At 67.1% G+C, this 15,515-nt stretch carries 15 protein-coding genes and 1 tRNA gene; 5 read left to right on the top strand and 11 right to left on the bottom strand.

The annotated features are described in order from the left end of the window. Positions 1–52 precede the first annotated feature (52 nt). From ACW18A_RS04870 to ACW18A_RS04855, 4 genes are read right to left on the bottom strand one after another with little or no spacing between them, the layout of a single operon-like run. Complete coding sequence (locus tag ACW18A_RS04870; protein WP_492023678.1) at positions 53–481, bottom strand: hypothetical protein; 429 nt, start codon at positions 479–481, stop codon at positions 53–55. A gap of 6 nt (positions 482–487) precedes the next feature. Next, complete coding sequence (locus tag ACW18A_RS04865; RefSeq protein WP_492024333.1) at positions 488–1,138, bottom strand: NADH-quinone oxidoreductase subunit C; 651 nt, start codon at positions 1,136–1,138, stop codon at positions 488–490. Positions 1,139–1,149: 11 nt separating this feature from the next. Then, positions 1,150–1,785: a NuoB/complex I 20 kDa subunit family protein gene (locus tag ACW18A_RS04860; protein WP_492023677.1), complete on the bottom strand. Its 636-nt coding sequence runs from the start codon at positions 1,783–1,785 to the stop codon at positions 1,150–1,152. Beyond that, positions 1,755–2,132 carry an NADH-quinone oxidoreductase subunit A gene (locus ACW18A_RS04855; protein ID WP_492023676.1) on the bottom strand — a complete coding sequence of 126 codons (378 nt, stop codon included), beginning with the start codon at positions 2,130–2,132 and terminating at the stop codon, positions 1,755–1,757. Before ACW18A_RS04855 ends, ACW18A_RS04860 begins: the two co-directional genes overlap by 31 nt. Positions 2,133–2,390: 258 nt before the next feature. Between ACW18A_RS04855 and ACW18A_RS04850 the strand changes: the two genes are divergently transcribed. Together ACW18A_RS04850 and ACW18A_RS04845 are read left to right on the top strand one after the other, a co-directional pair. Further along, positions 2,391–2,467: transfer RNA gene (locus ACW18A_RS04850), tRNA-Asp, on the top strand. Positions 2,468–2,810: 343 nt separating this feature from the next. Beyond that, positions 2,811–3,443: a TetR/AcrR family transcriptional regulator gene (locus ACW18A_RS04845; protein ID WP_492023675.1), complete on the top strand. Its 633-nt coding sequence runs from the start codon at positions 2,811–2,813 to the stop codon at positions 3,441–3,443. On the opposite strand, the gene ACW18A_RS04840 is transcribed toward ACW18A_RS04845, so the two are convergent. The 7 genes from ACW18A_RS04840 to ACW18A_RS04810 form a co-directional block, all read right to left on the bottom strand. After that, positions 3,440–4,198: a prepilin peptidase gene (locus ACW18A_RS04840; protein ID WP_492023674.1), complete on the bottom strand. Its 759-nt coding sequence runs from the start codon at positions 4,196–4,198 to the stop codon at positions 3,440–3,442. The two genes, ACW18A_RS04845 and ACW18A_RS04840, sit on opposite strands and share 4 nt — an antisense overlap. A gap of 16 nt (positions 4,199–4,214) precedes the next feature. Then, on the bottom strand, positions 4,215–6,101 hold the full coding sequence (gene feoB / locus ACW18A_RS04835; RefSeq protein ID WP_492023673.1) for a ferrous iron transporter B: 1,887 nt from the start codon (positions 6,099–6,101) through the stop codon (positions 4,215–4,217). Next, positions 6,102–6,374, bottom strand: coding sequence for a FeoA family protein (locus ACW18A_RS04830; RefSeq protein ID WP_492023672.1), 273 nt, complete (start codon positions 6,372–6,374; stop codon positions 6,102–6,104). A 90-nt stretch (positions 6,375–6,464) separates the two neighbouring features. Next, entirely contained in the window at positions 6,465–9,707 is a 3,243-nt protein-coding gene (locus tag ACW18A_RS04825) for an efflux RND transporter permease subunit (RefSeq protein WP_492024332.1), read from the bottom strand. Continuing rightward, positions 9,707–10,855: an efflux RND transporter periplasmic adaptor subunit gene (locus ACW18A_RS04820; RefSeq protein WP_492023671.1), complete on the bottom strand. Its 1,149-nt coding sequence runs from the start codon at positions 10,853–10,855 to the stop codon at positions 9,707–9,709. Before ACW18A_RS04820 ends, ACW18A_RS04825 begins: the two co-directional genes overlap by 1 nt. 120 nt (positions 10,856–10,975) lie before the next feature. Next, a complete protein-coding gene (locus ACW18A_RS04815; protein ID WP_492023670.1) occupies positions 10,976–11,761 on the bottom strand; it encodes a hypothetical protein in 786 nt (261 codons plus the stop codon). Beyond that, positions 11,761–12,525, bottom strand: a complete 765-nt coding sequence (locus ACW18A_RS04810) for a class II aldolase/adducin family protein (protein WP_492023669.1) — start codon at positions 12,523–12,525, stop codon at positions 11,761–11,763. The genes ACW18A_RS04815 and ACW18A_RS04810 overlap by 1 nt, the downstream gene beginning before the upstream one ends. 158 nt (positions 12,526–12,683) lie before the next feature. Here ACW18A_RS04810 and ACW18A_RS04805 point away from each other — a divergent pair, with 158 nt between their 5' ends. The 3 genes from ACW18A_RS04805 to ACW18A_RS04795 all read left to right on the top strand — a co-directional run bounded on the left by ACW18A_RS04805 (position 12,684) and on the right by ACW18A_RS04795 (position 15,246). Further along, positions 12,684–13,820 (top strand): DUF2336 domain-containing protein, encoded by a 1,137-nt coding sequence (locus ACW18A_RS04805; protein WP_492023668.1) that lies wholly within the window; start codon positions 12,684–12,686, stop codon positions 13,818–13,820. Between the two features lie 51 nt (positions 13,821–13,871). Then, entirely contained in the window at positions 13,872–14,651 is a 780-nt protein-coding gene (locus ACW18A_RS04800; protein WP_492023667.1) for an NAD kinase, read from the top strand. A 115-nt stretch (positions 14,652–14,766) separates the two neighbouring features. Continuing rightward, complete coding sequence (locus ACW18A_RS04795; RefSeq protein ID WP_492023666.1) at positions 14,767–15,246, top strand: RNA-binding protein; 480 nt, start codon at positions 14,767–14,769, stop codon at positions 15,244–15,246. The last annotated feature ends 269 nt before the right edge of the window (positions 15,247–15,515 follow it).

The following is a 15,515-nucleotide window of genomic DNA, read 5'->3' as shown; positions in this document are numbered from 1 at the left end:
GACCAGGTTCAGGTCGGCGCTCTCGGGGGTCGCGTTCGCGATGGGGTGTCCGTCAGCCATCAGTGGACTTCTCCGATGCATCGGGCCGGCGCGTGATCGCCACGAACCAGCCGACCGCCAGCGTCACCACGCCCATGCCCGACACGGCTGCGGTCGACAGCTGCCAGTCGCCTGTCAGGACGGCCAGGGCCAAAGGAGTCGACAACAGGATGGCCGAGGCGCCCAGTAGCGCACTCTGCAGCTCCGCGGCCGACAGCCGGCGAATGCTGGCGCCGACGGCCAGACAGATCACGGCCACCATGATGGCGATGCCGAGGGTCTGGGTCTGTTCCGGCGGAATCACCGGCGAACGCGTGAACCATCCCGTCAGCCGGGCGCCGAGGGTGAACAGAAAGGCCGTCGAGAAGGTCACCAGAAAGAACGACGTCGCCGATTGCAGCGCGGTCCTGGTGAAAGCCAACTGGAGCGCGGAGGTTGCCATGGTCGATCATCCCGCCTTGGGCCCCGGGCCAGCCCCGAGAGCCTTCTCGTCGCCGGGCAGGACGGGTGCCGGATACTCGGCCCCTTCCCACGGCGACAGGAAGTCGAAGCTACGGAATTCCTGCGTCAGTTTGACGGGCTCATAGACCACCCGCTTCTGCTCCTCGTCGTAGCGGACCTCGACATAGCCCGTCATGGGGAAGTCCTTGCGCAGCGGATGCCCCTGGAAGCCGTAGTCGGTCAGCAGCCGGCGCAGGTCCGGATGATTCGAGAACAGCATGCCGTACATGTCGAACGCCTCGCGCTCGAACCAGCCGGCCGAGGGATAGACCTCGATCACGCTGGGGACGGGCCGGACCTCGTCGGTCGTCACCTTGACCCGGATCCGCGCGTTCCGGGTCAGGGACAGCAGGTGATAGACGACGTCGAACCGTTCGGCCCGGTCCGGATAGTCCACGCCGCAGACGTCCAGCAGCTGCTGGAAGCCGAATCTGTCGCGAAGGCCGGTCAGGACCTCGACGATGCGGTCGCGGTGACAGGTGATCGTTAGCTCGCCCCAGGCCAGGCTCGCATCGACCTGCAGCTCGGCGACCATCTCCTGACCCAGCGGGGTCAGGGTCTCGGTGTTGCGCGCAACCGTCGCGAGGTGGCCGTTCATCGAAGGAACGCTCATCGTTCGATCGTCCCGGTGCGACGGATCTTCTTCTGCAGCTGCAGCAGGCCATAGACCAGCGCCTCCGCCGTCGGCGGACAGCCGGGTACATAAGCATCGACGGGCACAATTCGGTCGCAACCGCGCACGACACTATAGCTGTAGTGATAATATCCGCCGCCGTTGGCGCAAGAACCCATCGACAACACGTAACGTGGGTCCGGCATCTGGTCGTATACTTTACGAAGCGCCGGGGCCATCTTGTTGGTCAGGGTGCCGGCGACGATCATCAGGTCCGACTGGCGCGGGCTGCCGCGCGGCGCCATGCCGAATCGCTCCAGATCATAGCGCGGCATCGAGGCCTGGATCATCTCGACGGCGCAGCAGGCCAGACCGAAGGTCATCCACATCAGCGAACCCGTGCGGGCCCAGTTGATGACGTCATCCAGAGACGCGGTGAGGAAGCCCTGCTCGGCGATCTCGGTGTTGACCGCCTCGAAGAACTTGTCGTGCAATTTGGGGTCATAGCCCTGGACCGTCGACCGTGCGCCCTGACCGAAGGCGGTCGGCAGCGGCGACGCCAAACCTGAAGCAGCGGGGGCGATCAGGCCGGTGGAGGAAACTACTGCCATTCCAGCGCGCCCTTCTTCCATTCGTAAATGAAGCCGACGGTCAGAATGGCCAGGAAGGACATCATCGACCAGAAGGCGAAGATCATCTCGGGCCGGGCCAGATCGAACATCGACACGGCCCAGGGGAACAGGAAGGCCACTTCCAGGTCGAAGATGATGAACAGGATCGACACGAGATAGAACCGCACGTCGAACTTCATCCGGGCGTCGTCGAAGGCATTGAAGCCGCACTCATAGGCCGACAGCTTCTCGGAGTCGGGGCTGGACGGGGCCATCGCCCAGGACGCGACCATGAAGCCGACACCTATGATCGTGGCGATGCCCACGAAGATCACGATCGGCAGATACTGGAGGAGAAATGCGTTCATAGAATCGGGTCCGGGCCGCGAGGGAGGGCGGCGGATTCGGCGCTTTCTAGACCCAACCTTGGCCCGGTTCAAACCCAAGCGGCCAAAGGATTTTTCTTGCGAGTGGTTCGCACAAAGGCGACTTTCAGAAGCCCCTGTTCCGCGACATGACGTCCAGGCCGAAAACTGTCGCAAAGGCCCGAAAGGTCGCTTGACACCGGGGCGACCCCCCGCCTAAACGACGCCCCTCGCCGCGACGGAAACGCCGCGGCGGGAAATGCGGGTGTAGCTCAGTTGGTTAGAGTGCCGGCCTGTCACGCCGGAGGTCGCGGGTTCGAGTCCCGTCACTCGCGCCACTTTCTGTGATTGCAGAAAGTGGCGCGTCCGCCCCCCCTTACCTTGTTCACGATCATGATGCTCAGTCAGTCCCGCCGCAGCGATCGCCGAGAAAATCCCGGAAGGCCTGTCAGCCGCCCACCGTTCCCGGGGCGACGCGCCCCGTAAAACGACCGCGAGACGAAGCCCGGTCGTGAAGCGTCGAACGCCTCGCGAATGAGCCGGACCCTGCCCGCGACGGCGCGGAGCACGGCTTTGACGGTCCCGGTCAACCATGCGAAACGCGATGATGCTGGCGTCCGGGCAGGATGTCGCCGGTTCGTCGTCCGCAGCCGGCACCACTTCCTTCCGGGCCTCATCCCTATGGCCGAACACGCGATCAACAAGCTGGGACACCGCATCGGCGCGCGGGGCGGAAAGACGCGCGCAGCGATCCTGGACGCCACCCGGCGTTTGCTGGACCGCCAGCATCTGGGCGAGATCCGGGTCGCCGACGTGGCCCTCGAGGCGGGCGTGTCGCCATCGAATTTCTACACCTATTTCAAGACGGTGGAGGAGCCGGTTCTGGCCCTGTGCGAGGCCGCGGCGGTCGACTTCGCTCCCCTGTCACGCCATCTCGAGGGCGACTGGTCGGCGGATCAGGCCTTCGGAGCCGCCCGCGCCTATGTCATGGATGTGCTGCTGATCTGGCGCAGCCATGGCCCGGTCCTGCGCGTCGAGCATATGCTGGCCGACAAGGGCGAGGCCGGCTTCGTCGAGGCGCGGATCCGCCGACTGCGCCGGGTCCACCTGTCTCTGGAACGCCGCATCGCCGTGGCCCACGCGACCGGCTACCATGCGGCAGGCCTCGATCCGCGCCTGACCTCCTATGAGGTCGCCAACCTGGTAGAATCGGTCGCCGCCGGCTTCGACCTGATGCGACGCGGCGACACCCCGCCCGACGCCATCATCGACACCACGGCCCATATTGTCGTCAAACTGGTGACGGGGCGCTAAAGGCCAAGCGGCCCGTAGAGCCAGGTCAGCCAGATCCCGATCGCCAGAAACGTCCCGAACGGCAGCTTCCGGGTCATCTCCACCGTCCTGCGCGTGATCAACAACGTAAGCACGATGCTGAACCCGGCCGCACAGGCCCACAGCAGCACGGTCGGCAACCCCGTCCATCCAACCCAGGCACCCGCTCCGGCGAACAGGATCGGGTCACCCCCGCCGAGCCCTTCCCTGCCCCGCACCCGGCGATAAACCTCGGCCAGAAGCCACAACAGGCCGAACCCGGCCACCGCGCCGATCAGCTGCAGGATCGGCCAGCCCCGGGCCAGCCATGCCGCTGCGACCAGCCCCGTCCCGATCAAAGGCAGGGTCAGCTCGTCCGGCAGCCAGAAATTCTCTGCGTCGATCAGGGCGATGAGCAAGAGCTGCCACCCGAGAGCCGCCGTCGCAGCGACCAGCAGCCAGCCACCGTCATAGCCCCACAGCGCGGCCCAGACCCCGATGGCCGCCGCCCCGCATTCGATCAGGATATAGCGCGGCGACACCGCCGCACCGCACAGGGCGCACCTGCCGCGCTGGACCAGCCAGCTGATCACCGGAACCAGCTGCCACGGCTTGAGCGTCTCGCCGCAGCTCATGCAGTGCGACGGCGTCAGGACGATCTCCTCGTCCCTCGGCAGGCGCACCGTCACCGCGGCGATGAAGCTTCCGAAGATCAGGCCCAGCAGGCCCATGACGATGGCGAAGACGACGGGGGTCATGGTCCACCCTTACCCCTCAGCCCCCTCCGAGCGCCACCGCGAGCCGATACGTCACGAACGACGCCAGATAGGCCAGAGCGAACATGTAGACGACCATGACCCACATCCACTTCCAGCTGTTCAGCTCCCGCTTCACGACGCCGAGGGTCGCCACGCATTGCGGCGCAAAGACATACCAGGCGAGGAAGCTGAGCCCTGTCGCCAGCGACCACTGCGCCGCCAGGGTCGCGCCCAGAAGGCTGCCCGCGCTCTCGGCGTCGGCGATCGCATAGACGGTGCCGAGCGCCGCGACCGCGACCTCACGCGCCGCCATCCCCGGCACCAGGGCCACGACCATCTGCCAGTTGAAGCCGATGGGCGCGAAGATCGGCTCCAGCGCATGCCCGATCATTCCGGCGAAGGAATAGTCGATGGCCGGCTGTGTCGCCCCATCCGGCGGATAGGGGAAGGTCGAGGCGGCCCAGACGACGATCATCAGCGGCAGGATGATCCTCGCTGCGCGCTCCATGAAGATTCTGGCGCGAAGCCATAGATTGAAAAGGATATTTTTCGCGTCCGGCAGCTTGTAGGCCGGCAGTTCCATCATGAAGGGCTCCACCGCCCCCCGCCAGAAGATCTTGCGGATCACGAAGGAGACCAGCAGCGCCGACACGATGCCCGCCGCATAGAGGCCGAACATCACCAGCCCCTGCAGATTGGCGAAACCCCAGACCGTCTGCTGCGGAATGAAGGCGCCGATGATCAATGTGTAGACCGGAATCCGCGCCGAACAGGTCATCAGGGGCGCGACCATGATGGTCGTCAGCCGGTCCCGCTTGGCGTCGATCACCCGCGCCGCCATCACGCCCGGAATGGCGCAGGCGAAGCTGGACAATAGCGGAATGAAGGCCCGCCCGTGCAGCCCCGCCCCGCCCATGATCCGGTCCATCAGGAAGGCCGCCCGGGCCATATAGCCGAAGTCTTCCAGCAGGATGATGAAGGCGAACAGGATCACGATCTGCGGCAGGAAGACCAACACCCCGCCGACGCCCGCGATGACCCCATCGACGATCAGGCTCTGCACCAGCGGCCACACCGGCCCGCTGTCGGGCATGACGGCGCTGACGCCGGCCCCCAGAAATCCGAAGCCCGCCTCGATCCCGTCCATCGCCGGCGTCGCCCAGGCGAACACCGCCTGGAACATGACGAACAGCAGGGCCATCAGGATGACCAGGCCGACCACCGGGTGCAGCAGGACGCTGTCGATCTTGCCGGTCAATGTGTCCGGGCGCTCCGGCGCGCGCACCGCCGCCCGCATGATCTGCTCGGCCCGCCTGTGTGCGCCACGAATGGCTTCGGCATCCGGCACGGTCCAGGTCTCAGCCCCGGAGCTCCACCCCGGTCCGGCAGCCGTCTCGATCTCGCCGACCAGCTCCTCAATGCCGCGCCTGCGCGTCGCCACCGTGGTCACGATCGGCACGCCCAGTTCAGTCCGCAGCGTCTCCAGATCGATCCGCAGACCCTGCCGCTGGGCGATGTCGTACATGTTCAGGGCCAGCACCATGGGACGGCCCACGGCCTTCAGCTCGAGGATCAGCCGCAGCACCAGCCGCAGGTTGGTCGCATCGGCCACGGCCACGATCACATCAGGCACAGCCTCGCCCTGAAGCCGACCGAGGACCGTGTCACGGGTGACTTCCTCGTCGGGGCTGCGGGCCCGCAGGGAGTAGGTGCCCGGAAGGTCCAGCACCGAGATCGACCGGCCCGAGGCGGACTGGATGCGACCCTCCTTACGCTCGACGGTGACGCCGGCGTAGTTGGCCACCTTCTGATGGGCGCCGGTCAGGGCGTTGACGAGGGCGGTCTTGCCCGAGTTGGGGTTGCCGACCAGGGCGACCCGGACGGGCCGAACAGCGACATCCATCTATTCAGCGGCTTCCGCGAACAGCTCGACCGTCAGGCCGCGCGCCTCATGCCGACGCAGGGCGACACGCATGTCATCGACCTTGAGGGCCATGGGATCACGGCCGAACAGGCCCTGGTGAAGAAGCTGGACGCGCGCGCCCTCGACGAGGCCCAGTTCCAGCAGGCGGCGCTCCAGTTCAGCGCCGTGCTCGTCTCCGCCGACAGATCCGACCCGGGTGATGACACCCCGGTCGCCCAGCCGCGCGTCGCTCAGGGAAATGACGTTGCTCATTGCGAACGCTTATCATGAGCGACCAGAAAGTCCAGCGGCGACACGACACACCTTCCCGTCCCCCTTGTCGGGCCGGAGAAGCCTCGGGACCTATTCTACGGCCGCCGGGATCGAATCATTGGCGGTCGCTTCCTGGGCCTCCCACGCCTCGATCTTGCGGGCCGTATACTCGGGCGACCGGGTGAACCGGGCGAGCGCCCCATAGATCACAGGCACCACAAACAGGGTCAGCATGGTGGAGAACATGGCCCCGGCGAAGATCACCACGCCGATGGTCTGGCGGCTCCCCGCCCCCGCGCCCGACCACAACACCAGCGGCAGGGCGCCGAAGGCGGTCGCGATCGAGGTCATGATGATCGGGCGCAGGCGCAGCGCCGAGCTCTCGACGATCGCCTCCTTGATGGAGCGTCCCTGATCCCGCAGCTGGTTGGCGAACTCCACGATCAGGATACCGTTCTTGGCCGCGACCCCGATCAGGATGATCAGCCCGATCTGCGAATAGATGTTCAGGCTAGACCCCGCCATCAACAGGCCGAACAGACCCCCGGCCGCCGCCAGAGGCACGGTCAGCATGATCACAGCCGGGGTGATCCAGCTCTCGAACTGGGCCGCCAGCACCAGGAAGACCAGCAGCAGCGCCAGGCCGAAGGCCCAGGCTACGGCACCGCCGGCCTCCTGCTGGTCGCGCGCCGCGCCGCCGTACTGGATGCTCACAACGCCCTGTGGCTGTTTGGCCATCTCCGCCTCCATGAAGGCGACGGCATCGGCGATGGTCGTGCCCGGGTTCAGGTCGGCGCTGATCGTGATGGCCCGCTGCCGATCCAGGCGTCGCCGGTCCGGCGTGTCGCCGGAGGTCTCGGTCGTCACCACCGAAGACAACGGCACCAGCGCCCCCGAACCCGCTCCGACATAGAGCTGCTCAAGGTCGGCGATCGACGTCCGGTCGGCGCGATCCGTCTGCAGGATCACGTCATACTCCTGCCCGCCACGGATATAGGTCGTGGCCCGTCGAGAGCCGAACATTGTCTCAAGCGTCCGCCCGATCTCCTGCGACGACACCCCGAGCGCTGCGGCCTTCTCCGGGTCGACATCAACCAGCAGGCGCGGCGCATTCGGCTCATAGTTCAGACGCGGACGCGAGAAGCCCGGGTTCTCCTGCGCCGCCGCTAGGATCGGCTGCAGCCAGTTGTAGATTTCCTCATACTCCTGACCCGTCGCGATCACCTCGATCGAGTTTCCGCTGCCGCCCCCGCCGCCACCGCCGCGCTGGAAGGCCCCGGGGACCGAGGCGCTGACCTGGGCACCTGTCTGGGTGCGCAGCTTGCCGTTCAGCTCCTGGGCGATCTCGTCGGCTGTGCGATCACGCTCGGACCAGTCCTTCAGGATCAGGGAAGCGTTGCCGGAGTTGAAGCTGCCGCCGCCGAAGCCGGGCGCGGCCACCAGGAAGCTGTCGACCTCACCCTTCTCGCGGTACTCGGCCAGGATGGGCTCAAGGCCCATCATGATCTGGCGCGTGTAATCGAACCCGGCCCCTTCAGGCCCGGCCACACGAACCTGCACCCGGCCCCGATCTTCCGGCGGCACCAGTTCGTCGGGCAGGGTCAGGAACATACCGGCGGCTCCCGCACCGACCAGCAGAATCAGCAGGGAGACCCCGACCACGGCGATCCGCTTGCCGACCATGGCGTCCAGCGAGTGAGCGTAGGAGCGCTTCAGCCCGTCCATCGCCTTGTCGACGTTGCGCGCCAGCCAGCCGGAGCCGGCGGCAGGCTTGAGGATCTTGGACGCCAGCATCGGCGACAGACTCAGCGCCAGGAAGGCCGAGAAGGCCACGGCCGCAGCGATGGCCGCCGCCAGCTCTACGAACAACCGCCCGACATACCCGGGCAGGAACAGCAGCGGCGCGAACACGGCCAGCAGGGTCACGGTCGTGGCGATGACGGCGAAGAAGACCTGACGCGTGCCACGCTCTGCGGCCACCAGCGGCGGTTCGCCGTGGTCGAGGCGACGCTGGATGTTCTCGGTCACGACGATGGCGTCGTCGACGACCAGCCCGATGGCCAGAACCAGGGCGAGAAGGGTCAACAGGTTCAGCGAGAAGCCCAACGGGGCCAGGACGATGAAGGTCGCCAGGAGGCAGATCGGGGCCACGATCGACGGAATCAACGCTGCCCGGAAGCTGCCGAGGAAGATGAAGTTCACCAGGGCCACCAGCACCATGGAAATGCCGATCGTGATCCAGACCTCGTCGATGGCGTGGGAGGTGAAGATAGAGTTGTCCGAACCCACGACCAGTTCGGTTCCCGGCGGCAGGGTGCCCTGCAACTCCTCGACCAGGGCTGTGACACCCTTGGAGATTTCGAGGTCGTTGGACTGGGCCTGACGGGTGACGGCCAGACCGATCTGATCGAGGCCGTTGCCGCGGAACAGGCGACGCACCTCGGCGGGGCCTTCCTCGACGCGGGCAATGTCGCCCAGACGCGTCACATAGGTGGCGCGCGTCTGCAGGGCGCCGGTCGCTCCCGAGCCGTTGGGAATGGACCCGGTCGATACCGAGCCGGAGGCGCCGCTGGACCCGATCGACGCCGAACCAGCCGTCCCGATCGGCAGTTGGGCGAAATCCTGCGGCCGGGCATAGGTGCGAGCCACGCGGACGGTGTAATCCTTGTCGGTCGATTCCAGCGCGCCGGCCGGCAATTCGACGTTCTGGCTCGTCAGGGCCTGTTCGACATCCGAGACGGTCAGGCCGCGCGCGCCCATGGCGGCGGCGTCGAGCCAGATCCGCATCGCGTAGCGCTGCTCGCCATAGATCTGGGCCTGGGCGACGCCCGGCACGGTGGCCAGACGATCCAGCAGGTTGCGGTCGGCGTAGTCCGTCAGTTCCAGCCGGTCCATCGACGACGACCGCAGGAAAAGGATCATGATGGGGGCGCTGTCGGAATCCGCCTTGGAAACTTCGGGCGGCTGGGCCTGATCCGGCAGGCGGCCCTGCACCCGGCTGACCCGGTCGCGCACGTCGGAGGCCGCGACGTCGATGTCGCGGTTCAGGGCGAACTCGATGGTCACGTTGGAGCGGCCGTCACGGCTGGACGAGGTGATCCGTTCGACGCCCTGGATGCCTGCGACCTGCTGCTCGATCGGCTCGGTGATCCGGTTCTCGATGACCTCGGCCGAGGCGCCCGCATAGGCGGTCGAGACCGAGACGATCGGCGGATCCACGTCCGGCAGTTCCCGCACGGGCAGGAAGAAGAACGCCGCCGCTCCGATCACGCACAGGACGATCGCGGCCACTGCCGCGAACACCGGCCGCCGGACCGAGACGTCGGACAGCATCATCGCGCGGCCGCCGGGGTCTGGGCATTGCCCTGGGCCGCGCCGCCGCCTTGACCACCGCCCGCAACCGTCACCGGCGCATTCGGCTGTATGCGGTTCAGGCCGGAGCCGACAACGCGATCGTTTGCGGACAGACCGGAGATGATCTCGACGAAGCCGTTCTCGACCGCTCCGGTCTCGACGGTCACCCGCTGGGCGGTCGAGCCGCGCTCGCCGGCCGCGATGCGATAGACGAAAGCGCCGTCGCCCTCATACTGGATCGCGGATTCAGGCACCGACGGCGTCTGCCGCTGGCCCTGCTGGATGCCGACGCGCATCAGCATGCCCGGCCGGATACGCCCGCCGGGATTGGGGAATTCGGCGCGGGCGGTCACCGCGCGGGTCGTCTCGTTGATCCGCGTGTCGATCAGGGCGATCCGGCCCGAGAACTGTTCCGCCCCGTAGGCGTCGGCCGTGGCGACGATCGGCAGACCCTGTCGCAGCACGGCGAGATAGCGTTCCGGCACCGGGAAATCGACGCGGATGACCGAGGTGTCGTCCAGCGTCGCGATCACAGCCCCGGGGCTGATCAGCGTGCCGGCCGTGACGGTCGAAAGACCCAGGGTTCCCGCGAACGGGGCCCGGATCATCCGGTCGCCGCGACGCGCCTCGGCGGCGGACAGCGAGGCCTGGGCCGTTTCCAGCGCGGTCTCGGCGTCTTCGGCCGAAACCCGGGGGGCGACCCCCCGCTCGGCCAGTTCCTTGAACCGGTCGTATTCGCGCTGGGCCTGCGCCACCTGGGCACGGGCCTGAATGATGCTGGCGTCTTCCTCGCGCGCCTGCAACTGGACCAGAGGGGTCCCCGCCGCCACGCGCTGCCCGTCACTGAACAGGACGGCGGTGATCAGCTCCGAGGTGCTGGAGGTGACGTTCACCGAGCGTCGCCCGCGCGCCACGCCGAGCACATTGATCTGGTCGCTGAAGGGCCTCAGCGTGACCACGGCTTCCGAAACGGTCTGGCCGCGTCCGCCGCCGGGCCCGCCCCGACCTCCGCCCGGTCCGCCCGCGCCGCCTTCGTCACCGGCGAAGGCCACCCGCAGAACCGCCGCGACGATCATCAGACCGAGCACGGCGGCGGCGATGATGAGGAACAAATGACGTCTGATCACGCGGCGCAGTCTCTGTAAGCAAGCGGGCGGGCCCGGAATAGCCGTTCCGCCCCCCGAGGCAACCTGAAAGAGCTTGTAACGTCCGCTGTTCCGGTTTCCGTCGCGCCAATAGGTCGCGGATCAGAATCTTCGCCACAGCGCGATGACCGCGCCTTCCGCGAGCGGCGTCTCCCGTCCCGCGACGGTCCGTCGCCACCCGGCCTGCAGGCTCCACTGGCCGAGATTGCGCACCACCGAGGTCTCGACCGACAGCCAGCGCGCGCCACTACCGTCCGTCATCCCGCCGAACGCCTGACCCAGCACCATCCAGCCTTCGCCGAAGTGGCTCCCGATCGTGAAGTCCGCCCGCGTCTCGTCCGGCAGGCCGTCGCGCATCCGCCTGGCCGCCTCGATTTCCACAAACGACCGGTCCGGCCCCCATCCACCCGCCAGCCCTCGGCCCGGCCCGCCGAGCGACCGGCCGGCGGACACACGGACCTCCCAGTCCTGTTCGCCCACGCCCGGCGCGGCGTAGCCCGCGTTGCGCCCGTCGCCCGATATCGAATAGCCGGCGTAGAGGCTGACGGCGTTGCGGTCATCGCGGTACGCCTGCCACGTCAGGCCCAGTTCCAGCGGCCCCCGCCCGTCATAGTCGACGAACGCGTCCTGTCCCTGCTGCCAGTCGCCCTTGAACTGGACGGTCAGCGTCCCGGTCAGCCCGTATTCGGCCAAGATCCCCAGCGACCGATCCTCGCGCACAGCCGGCAAGGGCTGAACGACGCCGGTCGGATCGTAACCCTCCTTCGCGCGCATCGCCTCCGCCTTGACGATCACCTGTCCCTTGCCCCTGGGCTGGGTCCAGGCGTTGGCCGAAGCCGAGGTCGCCGCCGTCGCGAGCAAGAGGCCAGCGAGGCAGCGAGGCAGCATCAGGCGTCGTAACCGGGTGATTTCCGATCCAGCAGACGCAGGGCACCCGGCCAGGCGAGGGCGGAGATGAAGCCGATCCCCCGGCCCTGCTCCTTCGTCTCGGCCTGGGCCGCGTCAGGCGCCATCAGCACATGCTCGCGTCCGCCCGAAAGCGCCGCGACCTGCTGGGCGCAGGCCCGCTCCAGGAAGAACATCCCGACCCAGGCCGCCGCCGCGGTCTGACCGACCGCCAGCGTCCCATGGTTCCGCAGCAGCATCAGCGACTTGTCGCCCAGATCCGCCACCAGACGCTCGCGCTCGTCGTGGTTCAGCGCCAGTCCCTCGTAGCCATGGTAGGCGACCTGATGCTGCAGCAGACAGGCGTTCTGGCCGATCGGCAGCAGGCCCTCCTGCTGCGCCGCCACGCCGACCCCGGCCACGGTGTGCAGGTGGATGACGAAATGTGCATCCTCCCGCGCCGCATGGATCGCCGAATGGATGGTGAAGCCGGCCGGATTGATGAAGCTCTGCGTCTCCTGGACGATGTTCCCTTCCAGATCGACCTTCACCAGCGACGAGGCCGTAATTTCCTCGAAATAGTAGCCGTAGGGGTTGATCAGGAAGTGGTGTTCCGGCCCCGGAACCCGCGCCGAGACATGGGTGAAGATCATGTCGTCCCAACCGTGCAGGGCGACCAGCCGGTACAGGGCAGCCAGATCGACCCGCGCCTGCCACTCCTCGGCGGACACTCGCGATTTCAGGGACTGGGCGGCACCGTCGGCCATACTAACTCCTCCATCGCCGCTTGCCGGGCGAGGCGGCCACCGTCGCGCCAACGTCCGGTCGGGTCAAGGTTAACGACATTCAAGGTTGATTAACCGAGTTTTCACCACCGTCGACCAAGGTGGAAGAGTCGGATGCCAAAATCCGGCCGGAGTTCGCCGTGACCGCAGTCATCCAGCTTGAGCCCCATCGTTCTTCGGAGGCGGAGACCCTGTCTTCCGCGCAACATCTGCTTGAGCTGGCGCACGGCAAGGGTGTGGACGATCGTCGCCGTTTGCTGCTCGGCATCGCCGCCCTGTGCGACGCGACTCCGCCGGGCGCCGAGGCCTCCCCCATCCTCGGCGAGATCTTCATGGTCATCGCCCGTCAGGCCGAGCGCGAGATCCGCATGGCCCTGTCAGACAGCCTCGCTGCCGCCGAATGGGCCCCGCCCGCCCTGATCGCCATGCTGGCCCTCGACGAGATCGAGATCGCCCGCCCTGTCATCGCCCGGAGCCCGCTCCTCAAGGATCAGGACCTCCTGCGCGTGCTGGTCGAGGCCACCATCGAGCATCAGATCGAGGTCGCCCGTCGTCCCCACATCAGCGGCCGCGTCGCTGACGCCATCATCGACCGCGGCGAACCGGCCAGCCTGACGGCACTTGCAGGCAACAAGACCGCAGAGGTCAGCGAAGACGCTCTCGGCCGCCTGATCGAACAGTCGCGGCGCGTCGCCGCCCTGCGCGCGCCACTGACCCGCCACCCGCGTTTGAACGACGCCCTGGCGACGCAACTCTATCAATGGGTCGGCCAGTCCCTGCGCGAAGCCATCGGCGAGCGTTTCCGCGTCGACGAAAGCGCGCTCGCGGACGCCATAGACGCTGTGGTCCGTCCCGCTCCTCCGGCGGCAGCCGAGCCGATCGGCATAGCGGCCGCCGAAGTCTCCGATCCGGAGGAAATGGAACGCCGTCTCGTCGCCAAGCTGCAGAGCGCCGGCCAGCTGCGTGCCGGATTCCTGATCCGCGCCGTCCGCGAGCAACGCCTGAGCCTGTTCGAACACGGCATCGCGGCCCTCGGCGGCTTCCCGATCAGCCATATCCGCGCCGCGATCGTGCGCCCCAGCCCGGACGCCCTGTTCCTGGCCTGCGCCGCCGTCGGCATCGACCGCGCCGTCTTCCCGGCCGTGCTCGATGAGATTCGCAAGTTGAACGGCGGCTGGCCTGGCGACGGCGACGAAGGCTATGCGGGTCGTATGACCCTGCCGCCGTCCGCAGCGATGCGCGAGTTCCGCGCCTTGATGGGTCACATCGGGTCCTGATCGACCGCGTCGCATTTGACTTCCCCGCCCGGCTCGGCTTCTCGTGACCGGGTGAGCGTTGACCCTTCCTCTCTCAGGATCGCCTTTTGCGCCAGCGACCGGCCCGAGGCCACGCAGGCCCGCGAACGGCTGTCCGAACGCTACCAAGGGGTTCCCGAGGCCGAGGCCGATGTCATCGTGGCCCTGGGCGGCGACGGCTTCATGCTTGAGACGATGCACGCCAACCTGATGCGCAAGATTCCGGTCTACGGCATGAACAGGGGATCGGTCGGCTTCCTGATGAACGACTACGACGAGGACGATCTGCCTGAACGGATCGCCGCCGCCGGCCGCGCACTCATTCATCCGCTGCAGATGGACGCAGTGACCGTGACTGGCGAGATGCACACGGGCCTGGCCATCAATGAGGTCTCCCTGCTGCGCCAGACCCGTCAGTCAGCCAAGCTGAAGATCAGCGTCGACGGCAAGGTCCGGCTGGAGGAACTGACTTGCGATGGCTGCATGGTGGCCACTCCCGCCGGCTCCACCGCCTACAATCTTTCGGCTCACGGCCCGATCATCCCGCTGAACGCAAGGATGTTGGCGCTCACGCCGATCAGCGCCTTCCGCCCCCGACGCTGGCGCGGTGCCCTCCTTTCCCACCGCGCCAGGGTGGAGTTCGAGGTGCTGGAAGCCGACAAACGCCCCGTCAGTGCCGTGGCGGACGGGCTGGAGATCCGGCAGGTCATGAAGGTCGCGGTCAAGGAACGCCGCGACGTCGGCCTGACCATGCTGTTCGACGCCGGCCGCTCCTTTGAAGAACGCGTGCTGGCGGAACAGTTCACGGGGTAAGGCCCGATCCGGAACAGTGTAATCGGTTTTCCGGTCGGATCTTGGCATTTGAATCGAGTCACGGGTTCTTAAGGGCCACCGTGCATCTTGTGCGAGTTCGTTCTCAGGAGTCGTCGTGAGCAACCCGGCCCAGGTCATCCGCCCGCCCAACCTGCTGCGCGCCAAGGTCGGCGGCGGCTTCGGAGGTATCAACGCCGACGCCATCGCCAAGGCCGAAGAGGCCCTGAAGGCGATGTCCGGCCAATTCGGCCAGTGGCTCCAGGACGAGATCACCAAGCTCGACGCGGCCCAGGCCGCGATTCGCGCCGAGGGTTACAACGCCCGGACCGCCGAGGGCCTGTATTTCCGCGCCCACGACCTGAAGGGTCTCGGCGCCACCTACCAGTATCCGCTGGTCACCCGCCTCGCCGGCTCGCTGTGCAAGCTGATGGACGATCCCATCAAGCGGTTGGAAGCCCCGATGATGCTGATCGACGCCCACATCGACGCCATCCGCGCCGTCGTCCGCGACCAGATCCAGACCGACGACCACCCCACGGGCCGCGTCCTGTCGGAAACACTCGAAGGCAAGGTTGCTGCGCACAGGGCTGGCTGACCGATTCCCTTCTCCCCCTGCGGGAGAAGGTGGCCGAGCGCAGCGAGGTCGGATGAGGGGTCACGCTGACTCCTGAAGTCAGCGCTCGATCTCCTCACTTCAGCCGCCTGCACGACCCCTCATCCGTCAGCCTTCGGCTGCCACCTTCTCCCGCAAGGGGGAGAAGGGAACGAGGGGGATCTGAGCGGAATTTATTCTTATGAGGGCCTTGATTGTCATCTTGGCGACACCCACGTCCACGCCCGGGCCTTTGACAACTCAGCCCCACG

It is taken from the genome of Brevundimonas sp. AVps5, assembly GCF_058681515.1.
This window is presented reverse-complemented; position numbering and strand designations above follow the sequence as displayed.

Bases quoted from the DNA above. Each gene is read 5' to 3' on its own strand.
- ACW18A_RS04870 (WP_492023678.1), bottom strand. From the start codon at position 481: ATGGCAACCTCCGCGCTCCAGTTGGCTTTCACCAGGACCGCGCTGCAA.
- ACW18A_RS04865 (WP_492024333.1), bottom strand. From the start codon at position 1,138: ATGAACGGCCACCTCGCGACGGTTGCGCGCAACACCGAGACCCTGACC.
- ACW18A_RS04860 (WP_492023677.1), bottom strand. From the start codon at position 1,785: ATGGAAGAAGGGCGCGCTGGAATGGCAGTAGTTTCCTCCACCGGCCTG.
- ACW18A_RS04855 (WP_492023676.1), bottom strand. From the start codon at position 2,132: ATGAACGCATTTCTCCTCCAGTATCTGCCGATCGTGATCTTCGTGGGC.
- ACW18A_RS04845 (WP_492023675.1), top strand. From the start codon at position 2,811: ATGGCCGAACACGCGATCAACAAGCTGGGACACCGCATCGGCGCGCGG.
- ACW18A_RS04840 (WP_492023674.1), bottom strand. From the start codon at position 4,198: ATGACCCCCGTCGTCTTCGCCATCGTCATGGGCCTGCTGGGCCTGATC.
- feoB (WP_492023673.1), bottom strand. From the start codon at position 6,101: ATGGATGTCGCTGTTCGGCCCGTCCGGGTCGCCCTGGTCGGCAACCCC.
- ACW18A_RS04830 (WP_492023672.1), bottom strand. From the start codon at position 6,374: ATGAGCAACGTCATTTCCCTGAGCGACGCGCGGCTGGGCGACCGGGGT.
- ACW18A_RS04825 (WP_492024332.1), bottom strand. From the start codon at position 9,707: ATGCTGTCCGACGTCTCGGTCCGGCGGCCGGTGTTCGCGGCAGTGGCC.
- ACW18A_RS04815 (WP_492023670.1), bottom strand. From the start codon at position 11,761: ATGCTGCCTCGCTGCCTCGCTGGCCTCTTGCTCGCGACGGCGGCGACC.
- ACW18A_RS04810 (WP_492023669.1), bottom strand. From the start codon at position 12,525: ATGGCCGACGGTGCCGCCCAGTCCCTGAAATCGCGAGTGTCCGCCGAG.